We start from the raw sequence: 20,876 nt of genomic DNA on the forward strand, positions 1-20,876 counted from the left end.
CGTAGGCGACAGTTTTTTAATATACAGGGATAATAGTCTATAGTTGTTAATATAATGGCATGTATTTATAACTTAATGAAAACACATAAAATTCATATAGCATTCATATTGGAAAATTACACTATGGTCGAGTTGTTTAACAATCATTTAACAAAACTTTAATGAAAATTTAACAGATAGTGATTATCTTACTATAAGACAAAGATTAAATATAGTTGCTAGACATGATAGAAATGTCAATAATGATGGTAAATATAAAATAAGAAGTTTTTATTTTGATAATGATGATAATAAGGTACTTAGAGAAAAAAGATATGGAATTAAGTTCAGGGAAAAGTTTAGAATCCGTTATTATAATGAAAATACATCTTTTATAAAAATGGAGAAAAAACTAAGATTAACGGACTATGCTTAAAAGAATCAGTTAGAGTTACAAAAGAAGAATGTGAAAAAATAATTTCTGGCGATATAGAATGGATGAAACATGTTGATGAAGAACTACTAAATGAATTGTATAGTAAAATGCAATATCAAAGAATAAAGCCAAAGACTATAGTTGATTACATAAGAGAACCTTTTATATATGATATGGGAAACATAAGAATTACTTTTGATAGTGATATAAGAACAGGAATAAATTCTACAGAACTATTTAATTTTCACCTACCTACTATTGCACATGATAGTGGTGATAATAAAAATATAATTATTTTGGAAGTTAAGTTTGATGAATTTCTTTCGTGACATGATTCAAACCAATAATAGAGAACAAACAGCATTCTCGAAGTATGCAGTATGCAGAAATTTTGGATAACAAGTATTTTTAAGGGGAAGTAAAATGACTTTTAATGATATATTTAAATCAAGTTTTTTAGAGAAAACATCGTCTTTTTCGATTATAGATACATTAATAGCTTTTGCTTTAGGACTATTTATATTTTACGTATATAAGAAGACTTTTAATGGAGTAATCTATTCAGCTAATTTTGGAGTATCGTTGATGGCAATGACGCTTATAACAACATTAGTAATATTAGCAGTAACTTCTAATGTTATATTATCATTAGGTATGGTTGGTGCATTGTCTATCGTTCGTTTTAGGACAGCTATTAAGGAACCGTTAGATATAGCATTTTTATTTTGGTCAATTGCAGCAGGTATAGTATTAGGTGCAGGTCTTATACCATTAGCAGTTATAGGATCTATTTTTATTGGAGTATTGATGGTGGTATTTGTAAATAGAAAGAGTAAAGATACGCCATATATATTAGTTGTTGATTGTAATAATGATGAAGTAGAAAGAAGAGTAGTTAAAACAGTTAGTGATGGAGTAAAGAAACATATGGTGAAGTCAAAAACTATTTCTATGGATGGAATTGAACTTACATTAGAAGTAAGACTTAATGAAATGACTACTGATTTTGTAAATAAGATTTCTAATGTAGAGGGAGTATCAAGGGCGGTATTAGTAAGTTACAATGGTGAATATATGTCTTAAGGTGGTGTTATAACCTATGATATCAAGTAAATACTTAAATGCAATTGTTGCTGTAGTTATAGGGTTTGCTATGATTTTTACTGGAATACTTATCTTTATTCCTGATGTGTTAGGAATAAAGGAGAAAGATTCTAATACAACATCATTTGAATATGAGACAGAACTTTTCAATAAGAATAAAATAATTAATCTAGATATATCTATTGATAAAGATGATTGGAGTGAGATGTTAGAAAATGCATTAGCAGAAGAATATATATCTTGTGATGTAATAGTTAATGGGAAAGCTTTTAAAAATGTAGCTATAAGACCAAAAGGAAATACTAGTTTAACAAGTGTTGCAAATGATGATACCACAGATAGATATAGTTTCAAAATTGAATTTGATCATTATGTTTCAAATCAGACATGTTATGGGTTAGATAAGCTAATTTTAAATAATAATATATCTGATGCTACGTATATGAAGGAATATTTGTCTTATGATTTAATGTCATATATGTCATTGTCGGCACCATTACATAATTATGTTAATGTAACTGTTAATGGTGAAAGTTGGGGGTTATATTTGGAAATAGAGGCTATGGAAGAATCCTATGCGGAAAGAAATTTTGGATCTAATTATGGAAAGTTATACAAACCGGAAAGTGTAGGTGCTGGTGCGCAAAAAGAAAATAATGGTGGAGGAGGAGTACCACTAGAAAATAGCAATGATGGTGATAATCAACAACAAAATAATAATAACAAAGATGGAATGACTAATAATGGACTAGGTATGGGAGGAATGTCATCAGGAGGTACAGATTGATACCCATGTAAGCGGTATTGATTTAAGTTAAAGAACTATGTAGCTAAGTTATTAGAAGTTGATGAATATAAAAAAACATATCATAAGTATCTTAGAGAAATAGTAGATGGATATTTTAATAGTGGTAAGTTTACTGAAACTATATAAACAGTAGATGCAATGATAAATGAATATGTGAAAAATGATCCAACAGCGTTTTATTCTTATGATAAGTATACAACAGCTGTTGAAACAATTAAGGAATTTGGAGTGTTAAGGGCTAAAAGTATAGAGGGACAACTAGATGGAACTATACCATCTACTACAACAGATCAAAATTCAAATAAAGATAAGTTAATAGACGGATCATCAATTAATCTTCAATCCATGGGAGTTCAAGGTGGCGGAGAAAAGGAACAAGGATCTCAAGAAGATAAAAATAATAATAGTTCCAAAGATAATAATAGTGTTAACGATGAAAATAAAAGTGAAGATAATAGTAATGGAACGGTGCAAAATTTTAAAAAAGATAGAATAAATGGGGATAATAAAAATTGGAAAGTGTCAAAAGAAAGTACTATAGATATAAAATATATTTATGAAATAGTATGTGTAGTAATAGTATTAATAGGTGCTATTGTATTTGTATCATTATATAAACGGAGAAAATAATAACTATTACAGGGAGCTAATGAAAGCTTTACTTTCATGTAGCTTGGAGTGGAAACCATGATTTATGAAAAACAACACTTAAGTATAATAGTTTTATATATGCAATAAATACAATACTTGTGCCCTGTTTTCTGCCATAATAAAAGGAGGTATCGCTAACAATTTTTTATTTGTTAATGTGACACCTCCTTTTTTGTTGACAAATTTATGAAAATAACATATTATAAATACATAAAGTCAATTTGATATTATCTAAAAGAAAATATGTACGAGGTTAAATTAATATGGATGAAGAAAAGGAATTTCTAAAAAAATACAGCGACAAAGAGTATTATAAACCAAGCGTTACTAATGATGTATTAATTTTTACTACTGAGGATATAAAAGATGATAATATTAGGAAAGTTCCGAGGAAAGGGCTTCAAGTATTGCTAATTAAAAGAGATCAACAACCAGATAAGGATATGTGGTGTATTCCAGGTGGTTTTATTAGGAAAGATGAAAGTTTGGAGGAAGGAGCTGCTAGAAAACTAAAAGAAAAAACAGGAATAGAAGATATGTATTTAGAACAATTATATACTTTTGGTGATGTAGACAGAGATAAAAGAACGAGAGTAATAACTATTAGTAATATGGCTTTAGTAGCTAAGGAAAAAATAAAAACTATCGAAGTAGATTCTTTAAAAGAAAAGAAGTGGTTTTGGGTAGAAAAACATCTTGTAGAATCTAAAAATGACTTACATATAGAAAATAAGTATAAGCTAAATTTAAAGTCAGAAGATGATGAAGTTGAAATAGCATATGATGTTGTAGAAAAGATAGAAAAAGGCATTTTAAGAAAAAAGTCCATTACATATATACTAGAAGAACAGTGTAAAGATAAATTAGCATTTGATCATTACAAGATTTTAGATTATGGAATAGATAGATTGAGAAACAAAGTTGAATATACCCCTATTGCATTTAATTTATTGCCAAAATTATTTACTGTAATAGAATTACAATATGTTTATGAAGCTATTATGGGAAGAAAAATATTAAATTTTAGAAGAAAAATGAATGATTTTATAATAGAAACTGATGAAAAAATTGAAGGGAAACCTCATAGACCAGCAAAAGTTTTTAAGTTTAATGAAGAGTTTAAACATGATTTTTAGAAAAGAGGAGGGAAATATATGATTTTTTTTAACAATGAAAAGATCAATATAAGTAATTTTCCTAATGGAGAGAGTCTTATAGATTCTTATAATATTAGAATTAGTGATAAAGAAAATATTATAAAATTAAAATTTGAGGGCGATTCAGATCTGTTACATTTAATATTTTTAAAAAGTCACTTAGATGAAATGATGGTAAAATGTCATCTAGTAATACCATATATGCCTTATAGTAGAATGGATAGAACAGAAGGGCTTAGAGTATTTACTTTAAAGTATATTTGTAAGATTATAAATGATTTAAATTTTGAAACAGTTACAATTTATGAACCTCATTCTGATGTTATCGTTGCTCTTTTAGATAGAGTAAAGGTAGTGAATAAAACTAAAGATTTAGCAGAAAAGCTAATTAGAAGTTTAGAAAATGAAAATTTATTTTTAGTATATCCTGATGCTGGTGCTGAAAAAAGATACAGTAAACAGATAGAGTATAAGAATATATTAACAGCGACTAAAGAGAGAGATTTTAAAACAGGTAGGATAAAATCTCTTAAGATAAATAGAAGTGCAGAAATTGATAATGAATTTATTGCAATTATTGTAGATGATTTATGTTCAAAAGGAGGGACCTTTCTTTTGACTGCTGAAAAGCTAAAAGAGATAGGGGCAAAGGATATTTATTTAGTTGTAACTCATTGTGAAGATACTATCTTTGATGGCGATATATTAAAAACAGATTTGATTAAGAAGGTTTATACAACTGACAGTATATTAAGCAAAAATTGTGAAAAGATTGAGATAGAAAAGATATAAGAGGTGTTGTAGAATGAAAAAATTATTAGTTGTAGTAGATTATCAAAAGGATTTTGTAGATGGGGCATTAGGATTTCCTAAAGCTAGAACTTTAGAAACTGGTATTTGCGAGAAAATATCAAAGTATCTTGAGGAAGGTGAAAAAGTACTATTTACTTATGATACACATTATGATAATTATTTAGAAACTAGAGAAGGAAAGAATTTACCAACAGTTCATTGTTTAGATGGAAGTGAAGGTCATGAGTTATTTGGAAAATTAAAAGAATATAAAGATAATGAAAATACATTACATTATAAAAAAGAAGCTTTTGCATTGTCACCAAAAGATATCATTTCTATAAAAGAAGAACTTGGAGAAAACATAGATATTATTGAGTTTGTTGGTGTAGTTACAAACATGTGTGTAATAAGTAATGTAGTAGCTTTTCAAGGAGAGTATATAAATTCAAATTTAGTAGTAGATGCTAGTCTTTGTGCTAGTTTTGATGATAACTTACATGAAAAGGCATTAGATGTAATAGAATCATTGCAAGTTAAAGTTATTAATAGGAGATGAGTAAAATGACAAATCCATTATTGTTAACAGATTTTTATAAGACTATACATCATATGTGTTATGTAGAAGGACTTACTAAGTTAGTTAGTTATTGGACTCCAAGAATGTCACGAAAAGAAAATATAGATAAGGTAGTAATGTTTGGATTACAACCTTTTATAAAAAAATATCTTATTGAATACTTTAATGAAAATTTTTTTGAGAAGGATAAAGAAGAAGTTATTAATGAGTATAGGAGAATTATTTCAATAACTATGGGAAATATTGCAGCAGATACTAAACATATAGAAGAATTATATGATTTAGGATATTTACCTATAGAGATAAAGGCAGTAGCAGAAGGTGAAAGGGTAAATATTAAAACTCCTATGATTGAAATTACTAATACTGATGATAGATTTCCATGGCTTGTGAATTATTTAGAAACATTAATGAGTTGTCATATATGGCAACCGATGACTAGTGCTACTATTGCATATAGATATAGAGAAATAATAAATAAGTATTTTGAATTAACTGTTGAAAATGTAGATGCAAAGAAGGCTTGTGGAGATTTTAGTATGAGAGGTTTTAGTTCTCTTGAAAGTGCGGAATCTAGTGCAGCTGGACATCTATTATCATTTACTGGTACAGCAACTATACCGGCAATAATATATCTTGAAAAGTACTATAATTGTGATATTGAAAAAGAAGAAGTAGCATATGGAACTCCATCAACAGAGCATAGTGTTATGTGTAGTTATGGTAGAGATGAGTATTCTGCATATAAAAGACTTATAAATGAAGTATTTCCTTCTGGTGTTATCAGTATAGTATCAGATACGTATGATTATTGGAATCTTATAGTTTCTATGCTTCCTAACCTTAAAAATGATATATTAAATAGAGATGGTAAAGTAGTAATAAGAGGCGATAGTGGTGATCCTATAAAAATAATTTGTGGTGATGATACTGCTGATAAAGATTCACCAGAATATAAAGGTACAGTAGAATTATTGTGGGATATTTTTGGTGGCAGAGTAAATTCTAAAGGATATAAAGTATTAAATTCTCATATAGGAACTATTTATGGTGACAGTATCACAGTAGAACGTTGTGAAGAGATGTGTAAAAGGTTAATGAAAAAAGGATTTGCTGTTAGCAATTGTGTTTTTGGTATTGGATCATATACTTATCAATATAATACTAGAGATACTTTTGGATTTGCACTAAAAGCTACTCATGCAGTTATTAAAGGAGAAGAAAAATTCATTTTTAAAGATCCTAAAACAGATATAGGGAATTTTAAAAAGTCTCAAAAAGGTATGTGCTATGTTTATAGAGATGGTGATGATATATTATATAAAGATCAATTAACAATAGAGGAACAAAGTCAATATAAATATAATTTATTGCTAAGTGTATTTAAAAATGGAAAATTGATAAAAGATTATAGCTTAGATGAAATAAGAAAAAGATTGCATGATAAATTTTAAAGTTAAGATGAAGTTGCTACAGGAGAATGTAGCAGCTTTTTTTCAGAGGGTGCGTATATATCAGTGCACAGGTATGGATGAAATTCCCTTTGGGGGAATTTCTGAAATTTTAAGTGTGATAATTTTGTGCATAGAATAAGTTAGTTTTTTTAAGATATTTATATTTGATATAGGACTATTACGGGGGGCTAATGAAGGCTGTGCCTTCATGTAGCTTAGACTAGGAACCTATGATTTATGAAAAACAACACTTAAGTATAACAGTTTTATATATGCACTAAAAACATCTATAAACACAATTGTAAACTTAACTGTGCCTTGTGAACTGCCTTAACTGTACCTTGTGCCATCTAACCTGTGCCCTGTCTTCTGACATAATAAAAAAGCTATAGCTTATAATTTGCTTATTTGTAAATGAAATAGCTTTATTTTTGATATTTTATCAATAAAAAAATACAATTACATTAGCATTAATAAAAATATTTTCAAGAAGAGGAAAATATTATTATATATGTTATAATTTAATAGTAAAACTAATTGTTTTTATTGGGGGTAATGGAATGTTTCAGTATCAAAAAAGTAATGACGTGTTAAATACCGTAAATAGAGGGAATGCGGCAGAGTCAGGATTGTGTACTTTATGTAGAGCAGATTGTAAAGGTAAATGTGAAACTTGGATGTCTACTATGAAAGGTAGAAAGATGTTATATCCAAGAGATTTCGGTAGAGTTACAGCAGGAAGCTCAAATATTAATCATGTAGGGGTAAGTTATAATAACTTAAGAATTCAAGGATATAATTATGGTGCTAATGGATTAGCCAATGGTTTATCAAATAGTGCCGATGATTGTATTTTTCCAAATGTAAACGTTGAGACTTCTTTTGGGAAAAATGTAAAAACAAAGTCAAGAATACCTATAATGACAGGAGCATTGGGATCTACATTTATAGCAGCGAAGTATTGGGAGTCTTTTGCTGTAGGTGCAGCATTAGTAGGTTTTCCAATAGTTGTTGGAGAAAATGTAGTTGGTGTTGATAAAGCAGCAGTTATTGAAAATGGTAAGATTGTAAAAGCGCCAGAGTTAGATAGAAGAATAGAATCATATATGAAATATTATGATGGATATGGTTCTATAATTATTCAAATGAATGTAGAAGATGCTAGAAATGGTGTAGCTGAATATGTAATAAACAAATATGGTGATGATGTAATAATTGAACTTAAATGGGGACAAGGAGCAAAAGATATTGGTGGAGAAATACAAGTTACTTCATTAGATTATGCATTGTTCTTAAAAGAAAGAGGGTATATAGTAGATCCAGATCCTACAAAATCTGATGTTCAAGAGAGCTTTAAATCTGGTGCTATAAGAGCTTTTGCTAGACATAGTAGATTAGGATATACAAATTTAAATTCTGCAGATGAAGTTAGATCAGATTTTATGGAAACAATAGATTACTTAAGAAGCTTAGGATATAAGAGAATAACATTAAAAACTGGTTCATATGGTATGGAAGCATTAGCTATGGCTATCAAATTTGCTACAGAAGCTAAGTTAGACTTACTTACAATCGATGGATCTGGTGGAGGTACAGGAATGAGTCCATGGAACATGATGGAATCATGGGGTGTACCATCAATATTCTTACATTCTAAAGCTTATGAATATGGAAAGATATTAAAAGATCAAGGATATGATGTTGTTGATATGGCATTTGCCGGTGGTCTTGCAAGAGAAGATCATATATTTAAAGCATTAGCACTTGGAGCTCCATTTACAAAACTTATTTGTATGGGTAGAGCATTAATGATTCCAGCATTCTTAGGTGCTAACATAGAATCAGTTATTCATCCAGAGAGAAGAGAAAGATTAAATGGTAATTGGGATGCATTACCTAAACATATTGTTGATGAATTTGGTACATCTCCAGAAGAAATATTTGCTGGATATTTTGAAGTAAAAGAAAAAGTTGGAGCAGATGCTATGAAAGATATACCTTATGGAGCAATAGGTGTATGGACCCTTGCAGATAAGTTAACAGCTGGACTTCAACAACTTATGGCAGGTGCTAGAAAATTTAGTATTGATCAATTATCAAGAGATGATTTATTTGCTGCTAATAGGGAAACTGAAAAGGAAACAGGAATTAGTTTCTTAACAGAAGTTGGCGATGATTTAGCAAAAGAAATTTTAAGAAAATAGTAATTATGGTTATAGTATCGTATTAACAGATATAAGTTTGTTAATGCGATACTTTTTTATTAATGATAAAGAAGTAATAAATTTTTATATTGTTATATATGATTTTTCAAAATAAAAAAATTTATAAAAAAATAAATAGGATTTTTTTAAAGTTAAAATTTTATTTACTATAATTAGCTAATATATAAACAAAAAATTATTTTCAATAATATTCAATAAATTACATATATATCAATAAATTTTCTGATAGTAGTTTACTAATTTTATCTATGAAAAGTAATGTTTTTATAAAAAATTTGCAATGGTAAAAATAGCGATAAAACTAGTAATGACAAGGAATTAGACGTTATTGACATCAGAATTTGCACAATGTACTATATAAGCATATAATGAAGTATTTTACAGGAAATTGCGAGAAAAGAGGATTGGGATTTATGAAGCTTATAAAATCTTTAGTTGCTAGTATAGTAATCACAGTAATAACTTCTAATGTGGTTTTTGCAGGTAGTAACGGCTTAAATTTATGGACGCAGTTTAGAGGAAATGTTTTAAATCCAGCAATAACAGATAGTAAAACACCTACTACGTCATTAGAGGTAAAAGAAAAGTGGAGTGTAGAAGTAGGTGAGGGATGGAAATTTAGTGATCCAATAATTGTAGGCGATTATATATATGCTACAGATTCTTCATATATAAAGAAATATAATAGAGAAACGGGAAAAGAAGTATTATCAAAGGCACTTACAGAGACTATATCATGGTCTTCGAGAATTGCTTATGGTGATGGAAAAATATTTATACCTACTAATAATGGAAGAATACAATGTGTAGATGCTGAAACTTTAGAGCCATTATGGATAAGTCCTGTTATAGAAGATACAAGTCTTCAAGGTATTGGGACAGTAGTATATTATGATGGATATGTTTATTGTGGTATATCTAGTAATTCTGGTGATAATGGATTTTATTATGCATTATCAGTAGAAGATAAGAATACTAAAAAGGGTGACGAAATAAAAGATTATGCATGGAAATATGAGCCTAAAGATGGAAAGAAGGGATATTACCTAACAGGAGGAGCTATCGTAGGTAATAATATTATTTTTGCAGGAGAAAAAGGCGAAGTAGTTTCTCATAATTTAAAGGAAAATAAGGTAGTGGATACAATAGACATTGGTGATGGAGTAAGAAGTTCAATACATTATGATAAGACAAGTGAAAAAATGTATTTATCTACTAAGGGTGGAAATATATGTTCAATTAAGGTAAACGCTGATGGTACTTTTGATAAAAATTCATTGATAAGTATTAATATTGGTACAGATTCTGTATCAAGTCCAGTAGTTTATAATGGAAGAGTATATGTATGTAGTGGGAAAAATTTTGTGGTGTTAGATGGGACAACCTTGAATACTATATATCAAATATGGGGAATATCATCTAAATCATCACCAATATTGACTACAGCTTATGCTAACAAGGATAATAATAATACAGTATATTTATATGTATTTAATTCATCAAGTCCTGATAGTGTATTTTGCATTAAAGATTTTGAAGGAAATAATAAGGAAAGATATGAAAAAATTATTTCTACTAGTAAGCCACATTCAAATAATGCATCAGCAGCAGTAGATGAATATGGAAGTATATACTTTAAAAATGATTCTGGATATTTATTTTGCTTTGAAAATGAAAACGGAAAATATACAGCTAGTGATATTATTTCTGCAATAAATAATTTGCCAGATATTAATGAAATAAAACTAGAAGATAAGAATACTATAAAAAGTATATTGAATAGATATAATTCTTTAAGTGATGAGGAAAAGAAAACTGTATCAAATATAGATGTTTTAAATAATGCTATCACAAAGATAGAATCATTAAAGAATATAAAAGATGAAGTTGAAAATATTATAAAGGACATTGATAACTTACCAGAGGCTATTACTATAGAAGATAAGAATACTATAAATCAATTAGTTGATAGATATAATGCTTTGCCAGAAGGGTATAAAGCATTAGTAACAAATGCAGATGTATTATTAAACCTTGAAAAAAAGTTAGATGATGATGAAAAGAATAAAGATATTAATGAAATAATTAATAAAATAGATAGCTTACCTTCTGAAAAAGATGTAGTTCTTGATGATAAGGAAGCAGTATATTATGTATATAATCAAGTTCAAAAACTGTCTGAAGAAAAAAAGAATAAGATAACTAATATGGATAAACTTTTAGCACTTCAAAATAAAATATTAAAAGTAAGAGAAGAAGTAAGTGATATTAGAGATGACATATGGGAAAAGATTGATAAGAAAAATATAACTTTAGATGATAAAGAAGCCGTAGAAGATATAATAAAAAGATATAATGCTCTAAATAGTAAGGATAAAAAGTATGTTGATAATTATGACAAAGTGAAAGAAGCAAAGGATAAGATTGAGAAGTTAGCTGCAGGAATTACATTAACAGAAGATGATATCAACGGAAAAAAAGATAGTTCAAAGAAACTTTCTAAAACTGGTGGAATAGGAAAAGAACTTATAGCAATTATAGCTGTTATTATATTAATTTCAGGAATAGTAGTATTATATTTCAGTAGTAAAAAGAAGAATAGTGAAGATAAAAATAGGTAGAGTAAAATCTCTATCTATTTTTTTAGATTGTTGCAAGAGAATTGTCTAATAGAGAAGTAGCTTCAATGGTAGTTAAATTTTTACTAAGACTTATTTCATCAACTAAAATTTTACGAGCATTATTTAGTATTTGTTTCTCACTAGAATTTAATTTAGAATCATTTTGAATATGAGTAAGTTCTATTATTACTTCTACATAATCTTTTAATGTTCCAGAACTTAGTTTGCTTCTATTATCTTTGATTCGTTGTTTAGAATCTATATTTGTAGAGTGGCATCCATTACATAGGAAGTAATCGAAATTATTTAAGTATTTATCTAGAGTTTGTGAATCAGAAACTAGTCGTGCATTAGAAGTTTCCATACGATTACATGGTAGCATTAGTTTTAATGTGCTATTTATTAAATGAATATCGTAATAATCTTGCATAGTATCTTTAAATTCTCTTGATTCTATAGCATCGATTATTCCTACTCCTTGATTAGGAAATACAACTCGGTCACCTGTATTATACAAATTCATTACCTCTTTTACATTATAATTTATTATCATTAGTATTGTAACATATAATCTATTTTTAAGCTAATTTTGGAAAGTTTTATCTATGAAAAACAGTTTTATAATAAGTGGCATATATTGATTAGTAGCTATATAATAGGGGGAAGTAAAATGAGTAATAATGATTATATAAGTAGTAAAACAACTAATAATGAAGCTACGGATAATTTAGAAGATAAAGAAGAAAGTACGTCATATAATGGTAAGATGGATTCTGAACTTATAAGACAACTTACTGTATTGAATTTATCAATAAATACAATATATATTATTGTTTTAGCTATATTAATGAATATAAATTATCTTTATGATTCAAAAGGAAGATTATTAGATGAGATAAATGGTACAAATTATATGAAAGATGCACCTGATGTTAGTGAAGCTCCTAAGATAGCAAATAAGTTATTTTTATATGCTACAGGAGTATTTCTTAAAATAAACTTTGATCAGCTTCAAGTAGTTTCATCGGTAACAGGAGAAGAAAGAGATGAAAAAGCTATTAGTAATGCTAATGATAGGGTACTTTCAAGTTTACTTATTTTTATTGCTACAGGTATAAGTCATAACACATTAAATTTTTAATTAGTATAAATCAAGGAAGAGAGGGTATATCATGACGGTATATATGTTGAATAAAGATATAGTATTTCCAGCGCCAGAGTTAGCTGATGAAGATGGATTATTAGCAGTTGGAGGAGATTTATCATTAGATAGATTAATCTTAGCTTATATTAATGGTATTTTTCCCTGGTATGAAGAAGAAGACATACTTTGGTGGTGTCCTAAAAAGAGATTTATTATAAGACCAGAAAATATAAAGATATCTAAGTCTATGAAAAAGGTATTAAAAAATGGTGGCTTTCAAGTAAAATTTGATGAGGACTTTTCAGCAGTAATAAGCAATTGTAAAGAATTAAGAGAAAATAAAGAAGGTACATGGATTACTAATGATATGAAAGAAGCATATATTAATTTATTTAATCATGGATTTGCTTCAAGTGTAGAAACATATAAAGATGGAGAATTAGTAGGTGGACTTTATGGTGTTAAGATAGGAAAGTGCTTTTTTGGGGAGAGTATGTTTTCTAAAGTATCCAATGCTTCAAAAGTTGCGTTGATTGCTTTAGCAAAAAAGTTAGAAGAAGAGGGGTTTCAGTTTATCGATTGTCAAATGTATACTAGTCACTTAGAAAGCATGGGTGGAGAGTTTGTAGATTGGAACAGTTTTAAGGCAATGATAAAGAAAGGGATAATATAAATCAAGGCACAGGTATATGTCAGTGCACAGTGGTGGATGAAATTCCCTTTAGGGGAATTTCTGAGATTTTAATTGCAACAATTTTGTGCATAGAGTAAGTTAGTTTACTTAAGGTACTTATATTTGATATAGAACTATCACAATTGGCTAATGAAGGCTGTGCCTTCATGTAGCTTGAAATAGAAGCTAATGATTTATGAAAAACAACACTTAAGCACAATAGTTTTATATATGAACTAAATACATCTAAAAATACAATTGTAATTTGCCGTCCGCAGGACTATAATATTTTCCCCATAGGGGAAAATTAACCGAAACTGTGCACTGTAATTATGTTCTTAAATTGAATTCATTATGACATCTTTTACAAGTAACTATTATTTTTCCTTTTCTACGTGGTAATCTTAATTTTTGCCCACAATTAGGACAAGAAACAATTTTATATTTTATCTTTTGATTTATGTCATATTTAAGTCTTGTAAACATTGGTGGTATAAGCTCTAAGCTAACATTAGTCATATAAGGTAATTGTTTATTAAATTTTCTTAATATATTGTTTACAGCAGAAGTAAATTTATTTAGCTCTTGGGAGCGCTTATAAATATTTTTAGAAAATGCTCTGAATATAACTATTGCAGAAAGAACAAGACTAATTAATCTTGGAATTCTTCCAAAGTTAAGAAATAGGCTTATTAATAAAAGAAATATAGATAGTATATCAAATCCATAAGTTCCTGATAGAATTCTCATTTATAGTCCTCCAATTTTTATAATATATGATATATATAATTTTATCATATATACCTATAACAAATATTTAAATTTATTGTTAAATTCAATAGAAATAAAATACTGTAATAAAATTTTTTTATTTCTAAAATATGTTGACACGGCAAAAGTAATACAATATAATAATAATCACAAAGAAAACATATAAAACATATGGGCTTTATAGGAAAAAAGATAAAGCTTATATTCTTATCAAGAGTGGTGGAGGGACTGGCCCAATGAAACCCGGCAACCTAGTGAAAATAGTCATAGGTGCTAAATCCTGTAGCAATAGCTAAGAGATAAGAGGATGTATCTAACGTACTAGAAGATTCTCTCTGGTACATTTTTTTATTTATTAGTAAAAAGATATTCAATAAATAAAAAGGGGCGATTTTAAATGAGTAATCAAGAAAAAAAATTAAGATTTGAAACATTACAACTTCATGCAGGACAAGAAGAACCAGATCCAGCAACAGGGGCAAGAGCAGTTCCAATATATCAAACAACTTCATATGTATTTAAGGATTCAGCTCAAGCAGCAGCAAGGTTTGGTCTAGCTGAAAGTGGAAATATTTATGGACGTCTTACTAACTCAACTCAAGGAGTATTTGAAGATAGAGTAGCAGCATTAGAAGGAGGAGTGGCAGCACTTGCAGTAGCATCTGGAGCTGCAGCAATAGCTTATGCAATACAAAATATAGTTTCAGCAGGTCAACATGTAGTTGCAGCAACAACTTTATATGGAGGAACATATAATTTACTTCTTAATACATTACCAGAGTATGGAATAACAACTACATTTGTTGATCCAGACGATGTAAGTAATTTTGAAAAGGCTATACAAGATAATACAAGAGCGATATTTGTTGAATCACTTGGAAATCCAAATTCAAATTTGATAGATATTGATGAATTATCAGAAGTTGCACATAAGCATGGTATACCATTAATAGTTGATAGTACTTTTGCTACTCCATATTTATTTAGACCAATAGAACATGGAGCAGATGTAGTAGTTCATTCAGCAACTAAATTTATTGGGGGACATGGAACATCACTTGGTGGTGTAATTGTTGATTCAGGAAAATTTGATTGGGAAGCATCAGGTAAATTCCCAGGACTTACTGAGCCAAATCCAAGTTATCATGGTGTAGTGTTTACAAAGGCAGCAGGTGCAGCAGCTTATGTAACTAAGATTCGTGCGATATTATTAAGAGACACAGGAGCAACAATTAGTCCTTTTAATGCATTCTTATTATTACAAGGATTAGAAACATTATCACTAAGAGTAGAACGTCATGTAGAAAATACTCTAAAGGTAATAGAGTTCTTAAAGAATCATCCAAAGGTAGAGAAAGTAAACCATCCATCATTAGCAACAGGAAAACAAAAAGAATTATATAATAAGTATTTCCCAAATGGAGGAGGATCTATTTTTACTTTTGAAATTAAAGGTGGAGAAAAGGAAGCAACTGAATTTATAGATAGATTAAAAATATTCTCACTTCTTGCAAATGTTGCAGATGTAAAATCACTTGTTATACATCCAGCTACTACAACTCATTCACAATTAGAAGGAGAAGAACTTTTACAATCAGGAATTAAGCCAAATACAATTAGATTATCTATTGGTACTGAACATATAGATGATATTATAGATGATTTAAGACAAGCATTTGGTGAATAAAAATAGAATATATGTAACAAACTATAGAATATAGTTACTGGTAGAGGAACTGTGAAAGTAATAAATGAAGGTTTATTATTATATCAGTTCCTTTTATAATGCACAATATTGCTATGTTGTGATGCAAAAAGTTACTATATTTTTTTTAAAATACTATTTTTGAGATAAGATTTAACATAAAGTTAACAAAACAATGGTATAATAAGTAAAAATATGTTAAGGAGTGCTAGTTTATATGATGAATTTTATTGAGGAGTTATTACATTTTGATAGGTATATACCTATGATAATGGATAACTATGGAGTACTTATATATGTACTGCTGTTTTTGATTATTTTTTGCGAAACGGGGTTAGTTGTTACACCATTTTTACCAGGAGATTCTATTATTTTTGCTTGTGGTGCCCTAGCAGCAATATCTGGTATGAATATAGTTGTATTAATAATAGTATTTTTGGCAGCAGCTATTTTAGGTGATGGAGCTAATTATCTTATTGGAAAGAAATTAGGTGAGAAGCTTGTAAATAGCAATAATAGATTTATTAAGAAGAGTTATATAGATAAAGCTCAAAGTTTTTATGAAAAATATGGTTCTAAGGCTATAGTTTTAGCAAGATTTGTTCCTATAGTAAGAACATTTGCACCATTTGTAGCTGGTATAGGTAAGATGTGCTATAAGAAGTTTGGTGTTTTCAATATTATTGGTGGTACTGTTTGGGTAAGTTTATTTTTAACTTTAGGATTCTTTTTTGGTAATATTCCAGTGATAAAAAATAATTTCTCATTAGTAACAGTAGGAATTATTTTAATTTCATTATTACCTGTTTTAGTAGAAGTAATAAAGCATATGTATAGTGTAAAAAGTCAGGCTGATAGCTAAAGTTATAATGATTCGATGTACAAAATTTTATTCTTTACTAATTTATTAAATAATATTTTCAATTAGGTTATGATATGTTAAAATCTTATCTGGTTTAAAAAGATAGGCAATAAAAATTAATTAATAATATTATATTGGATAAACTATAAAGTAAAAGTAATTTACTAATGAAAAGGGAGAGAAGTACATATGGATCATTATGGTATACTTAGTGTTTTACCAGCATTAATAGTTATTATTTTTGCACTGGTAACTAAAAGAACTTTAGAAGCATTATTCTTAGGGACAATTGCTACATATGTAATTATTTATGGACCTAGTTTTGCTCCCCAGTGGTCTGAAGCTTTTTTTAGAGCAGCTGGTGATGGAGAGAACCAATGGGTTTTAATTGTATGTGGTTTATTTGGAAGTCTAATTGCGCTACTGGCTAAGTCCAAAGGAACGTTAGGTTTTGCAGGAAAGCTAGAGAGATATTGTAATACAGGAAAGAAGACATTATTAACAACATGGATATTAGGAATTTTAATATTTATTGATGAGTATTTAAATATAATGACTTTAGGAGCCTGTATGAAGAAAATATCAGATAAAAAGAAGATTCCAAGAGAATCTTTAGCGTACATAATCGATTCTACAGGAGCACCAATTTGTGTTTTACTCCCTTTTTCAACTTGGGCTATTTTTTATTCTAGTGTATTTTATAAGCAAAGTGGTATACCAGAGCTAAATTTTGGCGGTGAAATAGCTACTTATTTAAAAGTAATTCCGTTTACTTTTTATGCTTGGATTTCAGTAATAATTGTACCGCTATTTATATTGGGTGTTGTACCTAAGTTAGGTAGGATGAAATCAGCTTATGAAAGAGTAGAAAAAACAGGTGAGGTTTATAGTAATAAAAGTGAAAGATATAATAGTGAATTAGTAGATAAATATGGAGAAGGAGAAGGGCAACTTATTGACTTCTTACTTCCTATAGGAACACTTATAGCTATAACAATAATATGGGGTGATTTATTTATAGCAGTAGTAGCATCATTAATAGTATGCTTACTATTATATATTCCAAGAAAAAAGATGTCTTTTGGAGAATTTTGTGATACATATATTGAAGGTTTTGCAGGTATGGTACCAACAATAGCTATTGTTTTCATGGCTTTTGTTATGCAGCAAGCTGCTAATGATATTGGACTTCCATCATATATTATAGAAACAGTTACACCATACTTAAATGGAACAATATTTCCTGCAGTTGCATTTATTGTTGTAGCAATATTAACATTTGTTACTGGTAGTAATTGGGGTATACCAGCAGTTTGTGTACCAATAATAATTCCTTTAGGATTTTCTCTTGGGGCTAATCCGATTCTTGTAATGGCGGCAGTATTGTCAGGAGGAACATTAGGTAGTCATGCATGTTTCTATTCTGATGCTACAGTACTTACATCAACGTCCTGTAGTATAGATAATATGGATCATGCGTTAAGTCAATTTCCATATGCAGCAATGGCAGCAGTTATTAGTTTAGTTGGTTTTTTAGTTTGTGGAATGATAATGTAATTTATCGTTGGATAGTTTTTGGTGAAATTTTAAATATTAAATAGATGAATTATTTTATTTAATTAAAATAGGGAGGTATCACTAACAAATAAAAAGTTGTTAGTGATACCTCCTTTTATTATGACATAAAACAGGGCACAAGTAAGGTTAATTTTCCCTAAAGGGAATTTCATCCATACCTGTGCCTTGTGCCTTCATACTTGTGCTCCGACTTCTATTTTGCTGAAAAAACTGCCGTAATTTGATTTTACTTTTTTGTGCGACAACACTTTTAGTAAAATGAGGATATATTAGGCAAAGCCAAGGTAGAAATCCTTCAAAGAAAGATGTACCTTTATATAAAGTAAATGAAAATTCTTATAACTGGCAAGTGTGAATTATTAACAAAAAGTACATAGAAAATTATACAAATCGTATTATTTGTATAATTACAATAGAAATGCTTTAAACTATAATAATAAATAAGAAATGTAACAAATTGAAAGGTAGTAGGTGGTTATTATGGGTAAAGAGAAAAATGGTTGCGATAAGAAAAAAGTATTATTAACAGTTGGAGCAATTGCAGGTGCAGCAGCTATAGCATCAATTGCAGCAAAAAAGACTAAAGAAAATGGTGAAAAATTAGTAGCTAAGTTTATATACCAAGATCATGGAGATAGACATGTATATTTTATTGGTGGAGGATTAGCATCTCTTGCTGGAGCTGCATATCTTGTAAGAGATTGTAGCTTTAAAGGTGAAAATATTCATATAATAGAAGGTATGCATATTTTAGGAGGAAGTAATGATGGAGCTGGAGATCCAGAAAACGGATTTGTATGTCGTGGTGGAAGAATGCTAAATGAAGAAACTTACGAAAACTTTTGGGAGTTATTTTCTTCAGTACCATCATTAGATATGCCAGGAAAAAGTGTAACAGAAGAAATACTTAATTTTGATCATCTTCATCCAACACATGCGCAAGCAAGATTAGTTGACAAATATGGAGTTATTCAAGATGTTACTTCTATGGGATTTAATAATGCAGATCGTATGGCTTTAGGAAAATTAATGATTACACCAGAAGAAACTTTAGATGATATGACAATAGAAGATTGGTTTAAAGATACACCACATTTCTTTGAAACTAATTTCTGGTATATGTGGCAAACAACTTTTGCATTTCAAAAGTGGTCTAGTTTATTTGAATTTAAGCGTTATATGAATCGTATGATTTTTGAATTTTCACGTATAGAAACATTAGAAGGTGTTACACGTACACCATATAATCAATATGAGTCAGTTATTTTACCATTAAAATCTTACTTAGATAGCTTTGGTGTTGATTTTAGTATCAATGCTACAGTAACAGATTTAGATTTTAAACCAGGAGAAGAGATTACAGTAACAGCTATTCATATAAAAGATAAAGATGGAGAAAAAGTTATATCATTAAATCCAGGAGATGTATGTATTATGACTAATGGTTGTATGACAGATAATGCAACATTAGGAGATTTAAATACACCGGCAGAATTTAAGATAGATAAACCAATATCAGGTGAGTTATGGCGTAAGATTGCGAAAAAGAAACCAGGTCTTGGTAACCCAGAACCTTTCTTCGGAAATCCTGAGGAAACTAATTGGGAGAGTTTCACTGTAACTTGTAAAGGAAATAAGTTATTAAAGAAGATTGAAAAGTTTTCAGGAAATATACCAGGTAGTGGAGCACTTATGACTTTCAAAGATTCAAGTTGGTTAATGAGTATTGTTGTTGCAGCTCAACCACACTTTAAGAATCAACCACTAGATACTACTATATTCTGGGGATATGGTTTATATACAGGAAATGTTGGAGACTATGTAAAGAAGCCAATGCGTGATTGTACAGGTAAAGAAATGCTAACAGAATTACTTCATCATTTACATATGGAAGATGAGATAGATGAAATTATGGAAGATGTTATTAATGTAATACCATGTATGATGCCATATACAGATGCGCAATTCCAACCACGTAAGATGACAGATCGTCCACAAGTTGTACCAGAAGGATCAACTAACTTTGCGATGATAAGTCAATTTGTAGAAATACCAGAAGATATGGTATTTACTGAAGAGTATTCAGTACGTGCAGCGAGAATAGCTGTATACACCTTATTTGATGTTAAACACAAAAATATTTGTCCAGTAACACCATATAAAAAGAATCCAAAGGTATTAAAAGACGCACTAAAAAAATCATTTGCTTAATTATAGAAGTGATCTGACTCCTGTCAAGTAGACAATCAAAATAAATAAAAGATATATGATGATGCGACTACGTTGTTAGTCGCATTTATCATGATGCTCTTTTTTTCTTTGCTTCTAATTCTGCT

17 protein-coding genes, 1 pseudogene and 1 riboswitch are annotated in these 20,876 nt (G+C 29.1%); of the genes and pseudogenes, 16 read left to right on the forward strand and 2 right to left on the reverse strand.

Features of this window, described 5'->3' with window-relative positions; translation table 11 throughout:
• Positions 1-193 precede the first annotated feature (193 nt).
• The 10 genes and pseudogenes from KQI30_RS08620 (at position 194) to KQI30_RS08665 (ending at position 11,807) form a co-directional block, all read left to right on the forward strand.
• Positions 194-814: pseudogene (locus KQI30_RS08620) on the forward strand (polyphosphate polymerase domain-containing protein).
• Positions 815-838: 24 nt separating this feature from the next.
• Positions 839-1,498, forward strand: coding sequence for a DUF4956 domain-containing protein (locus KQI30_RS08625; RefSeq protein WP_216462899.1), 660 nt, complete (start codon positions 839-841; stop codon positions 1,496-1,498).
• A gap of 16 nt (positions 1,499-1,514) precedes the next feature.
• A complete protein-coding gene (locus KQI30_RS08630) occupies positions 1,515-2,306 on the forward strand; it encodes a CotH kinase family protein (RefSeq protein WP_216462900.1) in 792 nt (263 codons plus the stop codon).
• Positions 2,307-2,465: 159 nt separating this feature from the next.
• Complete coding sequence (locus KQI30_RS08635; RefSeq protein ID WP_216462901.1) at positions 2,466-2,957, forward strand: hypothetical protein; 492 nt, start codon at positions 2,466-2,468, stop codon at positions 2,955-2,957.
• Between the two features lie 284 nt (positions 2,958-3,241).
• A complete protein-coding gene (locus KQI30_RS08640; RefSeq protein WP_216462902.1) occupies positions 3,242-4,114 on the forward strand; it encodes an NUDIX hydrolase in 873 nt (290 codons plus the stop codon).
• An 18-nt stretch (positions 4,115-4,132) separates the two neighbouring features.
• A complete protein-coding gene (locus KQI30_RS08645; RefSeq protein ID WP_216462903.1) occupies positions 4,133-4,927 on the forward strand; it encodes a ribose-phosphate pyrophosphokinase in 795 nt (264 codons plus the stop codon).
• Between the two features lie 13 nt (positions 4,928-4,940).
• Entirely contained in the window at positions 4,941-5,486 is a 546-nt protein-coding gene (locus tag KQI30_RS08650; protein WP_216462904.1) for a cysteine hydrolase family protein, read from the forward strand.
• Positions 5,487-5,491: 5 nt separating this feature from the next.
• On the forward strand, positions 5,492-6,961 hold the full coding sequence (locus tag KQI30_RS08655; RefSeq protein ID WP_216462905.1) for a nicotinate phosphoribosyltransferase: 1,470 nt from the start codon (positions 5,492-5,494) through the stop codon (positions 6,959-6,961).
• A 560-nt stretch (positions 6,962-7,521) separates the two neighbouring features.
• On the forward strand, positions 7,522-9,165 hold the full coding sequence (locus tag KQI30_RS08660; RefSeq protein ID WP_216462906.1) for a glutamate synthase-related protein: 1,644 nt from the start codon (positions 7,522-7,524) through the stop codon (positions 9,163-9,165).
• A 434-nt stretch (positions 9,166-9,599) separates the two neighbouring features.
• Positions 9,600-11,807 (forward strand): outer membrane protein assembly factor BamB family protein, encoded by a 2,208-nt coding sequence (locus tag KQI30_RS08665; protein WP_216462907.1) that lies wholly within the window; start codon positions 9,600-9,602, stop codon positions 11,805-11,807.
• A gap of 22 nt (positions 11,808-11,829) precedes the next feature.
• Here KQI30_RS08665 and KQI30_RS08670 read toward each other — a convergent pair whose 3' ends face one another.
• A complete protein-coding gene (locus KQI30_RS08670) occupies positions 11,830-12,324 on the reverse strand; it encodes a CarD family transcriptional regulator (protein WP_216462908.1) in 495 nt (164 codons plus the stop codon).
• Positions 12,325-12,477: 153 nt separating this feature from the next.
• Here KQI30_RS08670 and KQI30_RS08675 point away from each other — a divergent pair, with 153 nt between their 5' ends.
• Together KQI30_RS08675 and aat are read left to right on the forward strand one after the other, a co-directional pair.
• Positions 12,478-12,948 (forward strand): hypothetical protein, encoded by a 471-nt coding sequence (locus KQI30_RS08675; protein ID WP_216462909.1) that lies wholly within the window; start codon positions 12,478-12,480, stop codon positions 12,946-12,948.
• Between the two features lie 31 nt (positions 12,949-12,979).
• The gene (aat, locus tag KQI30_RS08680; RefSeq protein ID WP_216462910.1) at positions 12,980-13,624 is read left to right on the forward strand and encodes a leucyl/phenylalanyl-tRNA--protein transferase; all 645 of its coding nucleotides are present in this window, start codon (positions 12,980-12,982) and stop codon (positions 13,622-13,624) included.
• 330 nt (positions 13,625-13,954) lie between these two features.
• Here aat and KQI30_RS08685 read toward each other — a convergent pair whose 3' ends face one another.
• Positions 13,955-14,374 carry a zinc-ribbon domain-containing protein gene (locus tag KQI30_RS08685; protein WP_216462911.1) on the reverse strand — a complete coding sequence of 140 codons (420 nt, stop codon included), beginning with the start codon at positions 14,372-14,374 and terminating at the stop codon, positions 13,955-13,957.
• Between the two features lie 225 nt (positions 14,375-14,599).
• Positions 14,600-14,701, forward strand: a riboswitch (SAM riboswitch).
• 91 nt (positions 14,702-14,792) lie between these two features.
• Here KQI30_RS08685 and KQI30_RS08690 point away from each other — a divergent pair.
• The 4 genes from KQI30_RS08690 (at position 14,793) to KQI30_RS08705 (ending at position 20,751) form a co-directional block, all read left to right on the forward strand.
• Complete coding sequence (locus tag KQI30_RS08690) at positions 14,793-16,082, forward strand: O-acetylhomoserine aminocarboxypropyltransferase/cysteine synthase family protein (RefSeq protein WP_216462912.1); 1,290 nt, start codon at positions 14,793-14,795, stop codon at positions 16,080-16,082.
• A 235-nt stretch (positions 16,083-16,317) separates the two neighbouring features.
• Entirely contained in the window at positions 16,318-16,962 is a 645-nt protein-coding gene (locus tag KQI30_RS08695; protein ID WP_437177724.1) for a DedA family protein, read from the forward strand.
• A gap of 189 nt (positions 16,963-17,151) precedes the next feature.
• Positions 17,152-18,519, forward strand: a complete 1,368-nt coding sequence (locus KQI30_RS08700) for a Na+/H+ antiporter NhaC family protein (protein ID WP_216462913.1) — start codon at positions 17,152-17,154, stop codon at positions 18,517-18,519.
• A 501-nt stretch (positions 18,520-19,020) separates the two neighbouring features.
• Positions 19,021-20,751, forward strand: a complete 1,731-nt coding sequence (locus KQI30_RS08705) for an oleate hydratase (protein WP_216462914.1) — start codon at positions 19,021-19,023, stop codon at positions 20,749-20,751.
• Positions 20,752-20,876: the final 125 nt, after the last annotated feature.

Source organism: Clostridium bornimense (assembly GCF_018917145.1).
Taxonomy (GTDB): Bacteria; Bacillota; Clostridia; order Clostridiales; family Clostridiaceae; genus Clostridium_AN; species Clostridium_AN bornimense_A.

Excerpts from the sequence above, each read along its gene's own strand:
- KQI30_RS08625 (WP_216462899.1), top strand. The coding sequence starts at position 839 with ATGACTTTTAATGATATATTTAAATCAAGTTTTTTAGAGAAAACATCG.
- KQI30_RS08630 (WP_216462900.1), top strand. The coding sequence starts at position 1,515 with ATGATATCAAGTAAATACTTAAATGCAATTGTTGCTGTAGTTATAGGG.
- KQI30_RS08635 (WP_216462901.1), top strand. The coding sequence starts at position 2,466 with ATGATAAATGAATATGTGAAAAATGATCCAACAGCGTTTTATTCTTAT.
- KQI30_RS08640 (WP_216462902.1), top strand. The coding sequence starts at position 3,242 with ATGGATGAAGAAAAGGAATTTCTAAAAAAATACAGCGACAAAGAGTAT.
- KQI30_RS08645 (WP_216462903.1), top strand. The coding sequence starts at position 4,133 with ATGATTTTTTTTAACAATGAAAAGATCAATATAAGTAATTTTCCTAAT.
- KQI30_RS08650 (WP_216462904.1), top strand. The coding sequence starts at position 4,941 with ATGAAAAAATTATTAGTTGTAGTAGATTATCAAAAGGATTTTGTAGAT.
- KQI30_RS08655 (WP_216462905.1), top strand. The coding sequence starts at position 5,492 with ATGACAAATCCATTATTGTTAACAGATTTTTATAAGACTATACATCAT.
- KQI30_RS08660 (WP_216462906.1), top strand. The coding sequence starts at position 7,522 with ATGTTTCAGTATCAAAAAAGTAATGACGTGTTAAATACCGTAAATAGA.
- KQI30_RS08665 (WP_216462907.1), top strand. The coding sequence starts at position 9,600 with ATGAAGCTTATAAAATCTTTAGTTGCTAGTATAGTAATCACAGTAATA.
- KQI30_RS08675 (WP_216462909.1), top strand. The coding sequence starts at position 12,478 with ATGAGTAATAATGATTATATAAGTAGTAAAACAACTAATAATGAAGCT.
- aat (WP_216462910.1), top strand. The coding sequence starts at position 12,980 with ATGACGGTATATATGTTGAATAAAGATATAGTATTTCCAGCGCCAGAG.
- KQI30_RS08685 (WP_216462911.1), bottom strand. The coding sequence starts at position 14,374 with ATGAGAATTCTATCAGGAACTTATGGATTTGATATACTATCTATATTT.
- KQI30_RS08690 (WP_216462912.1), top strand. The coding sequence starts at position 14,793 with ATGAGTAATCAAGAAAAAAAATTAAGATTTGAAACATTACAACTTCAT.
- KQI30_RS08695 (WP_437177724.1), top strand. The coding sequence starts at position 16,318 with ATGATGAATTTTATTGAGGAGTTATTACATTTTGATAGGTATATACCT.
- KQI30_RS08700 (WP_216462913.1), top strand. The coding sequence starts at position 17,152 with ATGGATCATTATGGTATACTTAGTGTTTTACCAGCATTAATAGTTATT.
- KQI30_RS08705 (WP_216462914.1), top strand. The coding sequence starts at position 19,021 with ATGGGTAAAGAGAAAAATGGTTGCGATAAGAAAAAAGTATTATTAACA.